Source organism: Azotobacter bryophylli, from assembly GCF_042643485.1.
In the GTDB taxonomy this organism is placed as follows: Bacteria; Pseudomonadota; Gammaproteobacteria; order Pseudomonadales; family Pseudomonadaceae; genus Azotobacter; species Azotobacter bryophylli.
Map to the genome: position 1 here is coordinate 42,535 of NZ_JBHRSJ010000009.1, position 8,702 is coordinate 51,236.

8 protein-coding genes are annotated in these 8,702 nt (G+C 68.7%); all 8 read right to left on the reverse strand.

Features of this window, described 5'->3' with window-relative positions; genetic code table 11:
- Positions 1-1,117, reverse strand: a 1,117-nt coding sequence (gene metK / locus ACFOJE_RS05210; protein WP_377813225.1) for a methionine adenosyltransferase, incomplete at its 3' end; no start/stop codon positions are given.
- A gap of 16 nt (positions 1,118-1,133) precedes the next feature.
- Positions 1,134-2,189: a metalloregulator ArsR/SmtB family transcription factor gene (locus tag ACFOJE_RS05215; protein ID WP_377813226.1), complete on the reverse strand. Its 1,056-nt coding sequence runs from the start codon at positions 2,187-2,189 to the stop codon at positions 1,134-1,136.
- Between the two features lie 220 nt (positions 2,190-2,409).
- On the reverse strand, positions 2,410-2,886 hold the full coding sequence (locus ACFOJE_RS05220) for an ester cyclase (protein WP_377813227.1): 477 nt from the start codon (positions 2,884-2,886) through the stop codon (positions 2,410-2,412).
- 91 nt (positions 2,887-2,977) lie between these two features.
- The gene (locus tag ACFOJE_RS05225) at positions 2,978-4,402 is read right to left on the reverse strand and encodes a gamma-aminobutyraldehyde dehydrogenase (protein ID WP_377813228.1); all 1,425 of its coding nucleotides are present in this window, start codon (positions 4,400-4,402) and stop codon (positions 2,978-2,980) included.
- Between the two features lie 85 nt (positions 4,403-4,487).
- Entirely contained in the window at positions 4,488-5,294 is an 807-nt protein-coding gene (locus ACFOJE_RS05230; protein WP_377813229.1) for an ABC transporter permease, read from the reverse strand.
- Positions 5,284-6,234 carry an ABC transporter permease gene (locus ACFOJE_RS05235; protein WP_377813230.1) on the reverse strand — a complete coding sequence of 317 codons (951 nt, stop codon included), beginning with the start codon at positions 6,232-6,234 and terminating at the stop codon, positions 5,284-5,286. The genes ACFOJE_RS05230 and ACFOJE_RS05235 overlap by 11 nt, the downstream gene beginning before the upstream one ends.
- 1 nt (position 6,235) lies before the next feature.
- Complete coding sequence (locus tag ACFOJE_RS05240; protein WP_377813231.1) at positions 6,236-7,264, reverse strand: ABC transporter ATP-binding protein; 1,029 nt, start codon at positions 7,262-7,264, stop codon at positions 6,236-6,238.
- Positions 7,265-7,323: 59 nt separating this feature from the next.
- Positions 7,324-8,475 carry a putative ABC transporter substrate-binding protein YdcS gene (ydcS, locus tag ACFOJE_RS05245; RefSeq protein WP_377813232.1) on the reverse strand — a complete coding sequence of 384 codons (1,152 nt, stop codon included), beginning with the start codon at positions 8,473-8,475 and terminating at the stop codon, positions 7,324-7,326.
- Between the last annotated feature and the right edge of the window lie 227 nt (positions 8,476-8,702).

Sequence of the window (8,702 nt, forward strand, 5' to 3'; positions counted from 1 at the left end):
CGCCGACGGTCATCTCGAACGGGTTGCGGCCGAAGTGGCCGTAAGCGGCGGTCGGACGGTACATCGGGTGCAGCAGGTCGAGCATGCGGGTGATGGCGTACGGACGCAGGTCGAAGTGCTCGCGCACCAGCTGGATGATCTTGTCGTCGCCGATCTTGCCGGTGCCGAAGGTGTTGATCGAGATGGAGGTCGGCTGGGCCACGCCGATGGCGTAGGAGACCTGGATCTCGCAGCGCTCGGCCAGGCCGGCGGCGACGATGTTCTTGGCCACGTAGCGGCCGGCGTAGGCGGCCGAGCGGTCGACCTTGGACGGGTCCTTGCCGGAGAAGGCGCCGCCGCCGTGACGGGCCATGCCGCCATAGGAGTCGACGATGATCTTGCGGCCGGTCAGGCCGCAGTCGCCCACCGGGCCGCCGATGACGAACTTGCCGGTCGGGTTGATGTGGAACTGGGTGCCCTTGTGCAGCAGTTCGGCCGGCAGGGTGTGCTTGACGATCAGCTCCATCACCGCCTCGTGCAGGTCGGCCTGGCTGATTTCCGGGTTGTGCTGGGTGGACAGCACCACGGCGTCGATGCCGACCACCTTGCCGTTCTCGTAGCGGCAGGTGACCTGGCTCTTGGCGTCCGGACGCAGCCACGGCAGCAGGCCGGTCTTGCGCGCTTCGGCCTGGCGCTCGACCAGACGGTGGGAGAAGCAGATCGGCGCCGGCATCAGCACGTCGGTCTCGTTGCTGGCGTAGCCGAACATCAGGCCCTGGTCGCCGGCGCCCTGGTCTTCCGGCTTGGCGCGGTCGACGCCCTGGTTGATGTCCACCGACTGCTTGCCGATGATGTTGATGATGCCGCAGGTGTTGCCGTCATAGCCGACGTCGGAGCTGGTGTAGCCGATGTCGACGATCACCTTGCGCACCAGTTCCTCCAGGTCGATCCAGGCGGAAGTGGTGATCTCGCCGGCGACGATGGCCACGCCGGTCTTCACCAGGGTCTCGCAGGCCACGCGGGCGTACTTGTCCTCGGCGATGATGGCGTCGAGGACCGCATCGGAAATCTGGTCGGCGATCTTGTCCGGATGTCCTTCGGACACGGACTCGGAGGTGAAAACGGAATATTCGCTCATCTATCGGTTCCTAATCTTACCGGTGGAGGGCCCGCGGGCCCTGTTCAAACAAACTCTGCTTGCGGCCCGTCATGCGCTGACGAGGCCCGTTCTGGTTTTCCGGCTTGGCGAAGTGCCGAAGCTGGATCTGGAAGCCGTTCCTCAGGCCGATGTAGAGGCTCTCGCCGGGTTCGAGCCCGGCGATGTCGGCCCAGTGCGCCAGGTCGTCCTGGTCGAAGCCGAGCCAGAGATCGCCGCAGGCTTCCCGGGCCCAGTTCTGGTCGTGGCTGCACAGTTCGGTGACCAGCAGGCTGCCGCCGGGCCGGACCAGGCGCGCCAGCTGCTTCAACGCCTCGGCCGGCACGGCGAAATGGTGCAGGACCATGTTCAGCACCACGCAGTCGGCCGCCTCGTGCTCGTCGTTGAGCGCGTCGGCGAGCTTCACCTCGACGTTGCCCAGGCGCTCCTCGGTGCAGCGCTGGCGGGCCAGCTCGAGCATCGCAGGGCTGTTGTCGAGCGCGGTCACCCGGGCGAAGCGGCGCGCCAGCTCCGGCAGGAAGGCGCCGTCCCCCGGGCCGACCTCCAGCGCCGTGGCGCCGGCCGGGAAGCGTAGCGCGTCGAGCAGCGACAGCAGGCCGTCGCGGTACTGCGGCAGGGCGGCGATCAGATCCTGCTGGGCGCGGAAGCGCTCCGCCATGCGGCTGAAGAAGTCGCGGCTGACCGCGGCCCGCTGGGCGTGCACCGCGGCGATGCGCGCGCGGATGGCCTCGTCCAGCCGGAGTTCGTCGACCTCGCCGAGCAGGGCGGCGTGCAGCGCACCGCCACGGCCGCCGGCGGCCGGCAGAGCGCGGCGGTAGAAGATCGCGTTGCCTTCGCGGCGGGTCGCCACCAGGCCGGCCTGGGCCAGGACCTTGAGGTGGTGGCTCATGCCCGACTGGCCGATGGCGAAGATCTGTGCCAGCTCCAGCACGCCGAAGGAGTCGTTGGCCAGGGCGCGCAGGACCTTCAGGCGCAGCGGATCGCCGCCGGCCTTGCACAGGGCGGCCAGTTCGTCGCTGTCGTCGTGGTGGAGGTCGGGCAGGCGCATGCTCATAAGCCGCGCAGTCTAGTCGGGTGGTTTTCATCCAGCAAGAGCAATATCAAAACATTTTGATATGGGTCCTGCGGAAGGCGGAATAGGGGAGGAGGCCGCGCGCGACGGGGCGTCGCGTGCGGTTGGCGGTGAGTGCCCGATCGTCACCTGGCCACGGTGCTTTAGACCTCCAGACCGTACCTAGACAGGCTTTGGCGCAGCATCGAGATTGGCGGACGCTCTACCAGCCGAGTTGCTTGTTGAAGCCGAGGGCGTCGTAGTAGTCGCCTTGGTAGGTGATCTTGCCGTCCTTGACCCGGACGAAGCTGACCCCTTGGAACTTCAGCGGCTTGTTGGCGGCCGGGGTATCCGCGCTCCAGGCGCCGGTATTGTGGCCGGCGAACTCCCACTGGAAGGCGATGCCGTCGGCGCTGACGATCGGCGCGCTGGTCATCTTCCAGGTCAGGTCCGGCAGGGCACCGATGAACACCTTGATCACGTTGTCCCGGGCGGCGGCCTTGCCGTTTTGGGGAATGCCGACGGCGGCATCGAGGAACACCGCATCGTCGGCGAGGAAGCTGGCGGCCTTGTCGACGTCGTGGGCGTTCCAGGCGGCCATGTAGCCGTCGACGATCGCCTTGGCGTCGTCGGCCGCCTGGGCCAGGGTCGTCAGACCACACAGCAGGATCAAGCTGAAATTACGCAGGCAGTTACGCATTGTCCGTTCTCCTGTCGGAACATGGGGGCGGCGACGGGCCGCCGGGCAGGGGGTGCAGGGAGGGAGCGCGGGGACGCTCCCTCGCGAGACGTCAGTGCTTGATCATCACGTGGCGCACGGCGGTGTAGTCCTCCAGGCCGTACATGGACAGGTCCTTGCCGTAGCCGGACTGCTTGACGCCGCCGTGGGGCATCTCGCTGACCAGCATGAAGTGGGTGTTGATCCAGGTGCAGCCGTAGTGCAGGCGCGCCGCCAGGCGGTGGGCGCGGCCGACGTCGGCGGTCCACACCGAGGAGGCCAGGCCGTAGTCCGAGTCGTTGGCGAAGGCCAGCGCCTGGGCCTCGTCGTCGAAGGGGGTGACCGAGACCACCGGGCCGAACAGCTCGCGGCGGACGATCTCGTCGTCCTGGCGGGCGCCGGCGAGCACGGTCGGCTCGAAGAAGAAGCCCGGGCCTTCCACCTTGTTGCCGCCGGTGACCACGCGGATGTGCGGCAGCGCCTTGGCCCGCTCGACGAAGCCGGCCACCCGCTCCAGGTGCTGGGCGGTGACCAGCGGGCCGAGTTCGGTGGCCGGGTCTTCCGGCAGGCCGTAGCGGATACTGGCCACGGCTTCGCCGAGCCTGGCGACGAAGGTCTCGTAGATGCCCTTCTGCACGTACAGGCGGCAGGCGGCGGTGCAGTCCTGCCCGGCGTTGTAGAAGCCGAAGGTACGGATGCCGGCCACCGCGGCCTCGATGTCGGCGTCGTCGAAGATCAGCACCGGGGCCTTGCCGCCCAGCTCCATGTGCATGCGCTTCACGCTCTCGGCGGTGCTGGCGATGATGTTGGAGCCGGTGGGGATGGAGCCGGTCAGCGACACCATGCGCACCTTGGTGTGGGTGACCAGGGGCGAGCCGACGCTCGGGCCGCGGCCGAAGACGATGTTGACCACCCCGGCGGGGAACAGCTCGGCGATGAATTCGGCCAGCTTCAGTGCGGTCAGCGGAGTCTGCTCGGACGGCTTGAGCACCACGCAGTTGCCGGCGGCGAGGGCAGGGCCCAGCTTCCAGGCGGCCATCATCAGCGGGTAGTTCCAGGGCGCGATGGAGGCGATCACCCCCAGCGGGTCGCGGCGGATCATCGAGGTGTGGCCGGGCAGGTACTCGCCGGCGGCGGAGCCGGACAGGCAGCGACTGGCGCCGGCGAAGAAACGGAACACGTCGGCGATCGCCGGGATCTCGTCGTTCAGCACGGCGCTGTAGGGCTTGCCGCAGTTCAGCGACTCCAGACGCGCCAGTTCTTCGGCATGGACCTCGATCCTGTCGGCGAGCTTGAGCAGCAGTTGCGCGCGGTCCTTCGGCGGGGTCTGCGACCAGCCGTCGAAGGCGGCGTCGGCGGCGAGCACCGCGGCGTCCACCTGGGCCGGTGTGGCCTCGGGGATCTCCAGCAGGACGCTGCCCAGCGCCGGGTTGAACACGGGTTGTGCCAGGCCTTCGCCGGCGATCAGCTGGCCGTTGATCAGCAGTTTGCTTTGCATGGTCGAACTCCTTGGAGGTGGAAAGGGCGAATGGCTACGCCCGACGGGCCCGGACGGACGGATGGCTCCGCCCCCACGTCCCTGTTCATTTGCCGCTCCCGGCGACGCTCTCGCCGCCGCGGGTCAGGTAATAGGCGCCGAGGATCGGCAGCATGGTCGCCAGCATCACCAGCATGGACACCACGTTGGTCACCGGCACGTCGCGCGGGCGCGACAGCTGGTTCATCAGCCACAGCGGCAGGGTCTTCTCGTGGCCGGCGGTGAAGGTGGTGACGATGATCTCGTCGAACGACAGGGCGAAGGCCAGCATGCCGCCGGCCAGCAGCGCCGAGCCCAGGTTGGGCAGGATCACGTGGCGGAAGGTCTGCCAGCCGTCGGCGCCCAGGTCCATGCTCGCCTCGATCAGGCTGTGGCTGGTGCGGCGCAGGCGGGCGATGGCGTTGTTGTGGACGATCACCACGCAGAAGGTGGCGTGGCCGACCACCATGGTCAGCAGCCCCGGCTTCAGGCCCAGGCCGGCGAAGGCCGCGAGCAGGGCCAGGCCGGTGACGATGCCGGGCAGGGCGATGGGCAGCACCAGGAGCAGCGACACCGTCTGCTTGCCGAAGAAGTCGCGGCGGTACAGCGCCGCGGCCGCCAGGGTGCCGAGAACCAGGGCGATCGCCGTGGCCAGCGTGGCCACCTGCAGGGACAGGCGGATCGCCTGCAGCACGTCGGGACGGGCGAAGGCGGCGCTGAACCAGTGCAGGGTGAAGCCCTTGGGCGGGAAGCTGAAGGCGGCTTCCTCGGTGTTGAAGGCGTAGAGGGCGATCAGCAGCAGCGGCAGGTGGAGGAACAGCAGCCCGCCCCAGGCCGCCAGCTTCAATCCGAACGAGGCTTTTTCAGAGTGCATCGAAGGCCCCCAGACGCTTGATGATGGACAGGTAGACGGCGATCAGCGCGATCGGCACCAGGGTGAAGGCGGCGGCCATGGGCAGGTTGCCGACGGCGCCCTGCTGGGCGTAGACCATGCTGCCGATGAAGTAGCCGGGCGGGCCGATCAGCTGCGGTACGATGAAGTCGCCGAGGGTCAGGCTGAAGGTGAACAGCGAGCCGGCGGCGATGCCCGGCACCGACAGCGGCAGGATCACCTGGAAGAAGGTCTGCCGCGGGTGCGCGCCGAGGTCGGCGGAGGCCTGCAGCAGCGACGGCGGCAGGCGCTCCAGGGCGGCCTGGATCGGCAGGATCATGAACGGCACCCAGATGTAGACGAACACCAGGAAGCGGCCCAGGTGCGAGGTCGACAGGGTGCTGCCGCCGACCCCCGGCACGCCGAGGAGGAACTCCAGCACGGGCTGCAGGTGCAGGTTCTCGACGAACCACTGGACCACCCCGCCCTTGGCCAGGAGCAGGGTCCAGGCGTAGGCCTTGACGATGTAGCTGGCCCACATCGGCAGCATCACCGCGATGTAGCAGAACGCCTTGGTCCGCCCCGTGGTGTAGCGCGCCATGTAGTAGGCGATGGGGAAGGCCAGGGCGGCGCAGGCCAGGGTCACGGCGACGGCCATGCTCAGGGTGCGCAGGATGATGTCGAAGTTGGCCGGCTGCAGCAGGGCGCGGAAGTTGGCCAGGGTCAGCTCCGGCGTCACCGTCATGCTGAAGTCGTCGAAGGTGTAGAAGCCCTGCCACAGCAGGTTCAGCAGCGAGCCCAGGTAGATGGCGCCGAACCAGGTCAGCGGCGGCGCCAGCAGGAGGCCCAGGTACAGCCCGGGCTTGCGGTAGAGCAGGTCGGACAGGCGGCGCAGCGGGCCGCCGGCGGCCGGCCGCTCGGCGGCTTCGAGGGTCAGTTCCATGTCAGACGCTCCCGCTGCGCAGGCGCACCATGGCCGCCTTCGGCCAGCGCGCGGTGACCCGCTGACCCTGCCGGTAGAGCAGCTCGGCGTCGCGGGCGTGGTCGTTGCCCAGGGCCACGGCCAGGTTCTCGCCGTTGTCCAGGCGGACTTCGTAACGGGTGGTGGCGCCCTGGTACTGGATGTCGTGGAGCAGACCGCTGACCAGCACCTCGTCCGCGGCGGCGGTGCCCTCGCCGAGGCGGATGTGCTCGGGACGGATGGAGAAGGGCTGCTCGTCGCCGCTCAGGCGGCGGGCCAGGTCGCCGGCCAGCACGTTGGAGGTGCCGACGAACTCGGCGACGAAGGGGGTTGCCGGCTGCCGGTAGAGGTTGCGCGGGCTGTCCACCTGCTCGATGCGGCCCTTGTTGAACACCGCCACGCGGTCGGACATGGACAGCGCTTCGCTCTGGTCGTGGGTGACGAATATGAAGGTGATGCCCAACTGGCGCTGCAGCTTCTTCAGTTCGCTCTGCATCTGTTCGCGCAGCTTGAGGTCGAGCGCGCCGAGCGGTTCGTCGAGCAGCAGCACCCGCGGCCGGTTGACCAGCGCCCGGGCCAGGGCCACGCGCTGGCGCTGGCCGCCGGAGAGCTGCGCCGGCTTGCGCACGCCGTAGTCGGCCAGGGCGACCATGGCCAGGGCCTCCTCGGCGCGGGCGTGGCGCTCGCTCCGGGCGACGCCTTTGACCTTGAGGCCGTAGGCGACGTTGTCCAGCACGCTCAGGTGGGGGAACAGGGCGTAGTCCTGGAACACCGTGTTGACGTCGCGCTGGTAGGGCGGCAGGCCGACGGCCTCGACGCCGTGGATGCGGATCGAGCCGGAGGTCGGCTGCTCGAAGCCGGCGATCAGGCGCAGGCAGGTGGTCTTGCCCGAGCCCGAGGGGCCGAGCATGGAGAAGAATTCGCCTTCCTCGATGGCGATGGATACGCGGTCGACGGCTTTCACGGCGCCGAACACGCGGGAAACGTCGGTGAATTGCACGGCAGGGGTCATGTCGGGAATCTCCAGCGGGGCGTGCGGCTCCCCGGGCGGGGAGCCGGTCTGGGCTGCGCTCAGCGCCCGCCCATGATCGCGATGTAATCCTGGGTCCAGCGGCTGTAGGGCACGTACTTGCCGCCCTCGGCCTGCGGGGTCTTCCAGAAGCTGATCCGTTCGAACTGGTCGAAGCCGTTGGTCTTGCAGCCTTCGGCGCCGAGCAGTTCGCTGGCCTGGCAGGCGGCCGGCACGGCCGGCAGCGAGCCGAACCAGGCGGCCACGTCGCCCTGCACCTTGGGCTCCAGGGTCCAGTTCATCCACTGATAGGCGCAGTTGGGGTGCTGGGCCTCGGCGTGCAGCATGGTGGTGTCGGCCCAGCCGGTGGCGCCTTCGGCCGGCACGGTGGAGGCGACCGGCTGGCCCTCGCCCTTCAGCGCGTTGACCTGGTAGGGCCAGGCGCTGGCGGCGACCACGCCTTCGTTCTTGACGTCGTTCATCTGCACGGTCACGTCGTGCCAGTAGCGGTGGATCAGGCCGTGCTGCTGGCGCAGCAGATCGAGCACCGCGGCGTACTGGGTCTCGTTGAGCTGGTAGGGATCGGTGATGCCCAGCTCGGGCTTGGTGCTCTTCAGATAGAGGGCGGCGTCGGCGATATAGATCGGGCCGTCGTAGGCCTGTACCCGGCCCTGGTTGGGCTTGCCGTCGGGCAGGGTCTGCGGCTGGAACAGCACGCTCCAGCTGGTCGGCGCCTGCTTGAACACGGCCGTGCTGTACATCAGCACGTTCGGACCCCACTGGTAGGGGGTGCCGTAGGTCTTGCCGCCGGCCACGTACCAGGGCGCGTCCTTCAGGCGCGGGTCGAGGTTCTTCCAGTTGGCGATCAGCGCCGGGTCGATCGGCTGCACGCGCTTGCCGGCGATCAGCCGCAGGGAGGCGTCGCCGGAGGCGGTGACCAGGTCGTAGCCGCCCTTGGCCATCAGGCTGACCATCTCGTCGGAGGTGGCGGCGGTCTTGACGTTGACCTGGCAGCCGGTGGCCTTCTCGAAGCCGGTCACCCAGTCGTAGTTCTTGTCGGTCTCGCCGCGCTCGATGTAGCCGGGCCAGGCGATGATGTCGAGGCGGCCTTCGCCTGGGCCGATGGCTTTCGGCGTTTCCGCGGCCTGGAGGCCGGCGCTGGCGAGCAGGGTGGTGGTGAGCGCCCCGAGCAGAGCGGTGTGATGCTTGGACATGTGTATCCCTCGTGGTTGCTGTTCCGGTCGGGGCAGTTTCGATAATGGGTGCGGGTCGGGCCTCTTGGCGGGCCCTGACCTCTAGGCGCCGGCGCACCGCTCGGGCGCGCCGGCGTCGGCGGTTCAGTCCAGCTCGTCGAAGCACTCGGCGAGCAGGGCCAGGCCGTGGTCGAGCTGTTCGTCCGGCACGGTCAGCGGCACCAGGATGCGCAGCACGTTGTAGTAGG

Excerpts from the sequence above, each read along its gene's own strand:
- ACFOJE_RS05215 (WP_377813226.1), bottom strand. The coding sequence starts at position 2,189 with ATGAGCATGCGCCTGCCCGACCTCCACCACGACGACAGCGACGAACTG.
- ACFOJE_RS05220 (WP_377813227.1), bottom strand. The coding sequence starts at position 2,886 with ATGCGTAACTGCCTGCGTAATTTCAGCTTGATCCTGCTGTGTGGTCTG.
- ACFOJE_RS05225 (WP_377813228.1), bottom strand. The coding sequence starts at position 4,402 with ATGCAAAGCAAACTGCTGATCAACGGCCAGCTGATCGCCGGCGAAGGC.
- ACFOJE_RS05230 (WP_377813229.1), bottom strand. The coding sequence starts at position 5,294 with ATGCACTCTGAAAAAGCCTCGTTCGGATTGAAGCTGGCGGCCTGGGGC.
- ACFOJE_RS05235 (WP_377813230.1), bottom strand. The coding sequence starts at position 6,234 with ATGGAACTGACCCTCGAAGCCGCCGAGCGGCCGGCCGCCGGCGGCCCG.
- ACFOJE_RS05240 (WP_377813231.1), bottom strand. The coding sequence starts at position 7,264 with ATGACCCCTGCCGTGCAATTCACCGACGTTTCCCGCGTGTTCGGCGCC.
- ydcS (WP_377813232.1), bottom strand. The coding sequence starts at position 8,475 with ATGTCCAAGCATCACACCGCTCTGCTCGGGGCGCTCACCACCACCCTG.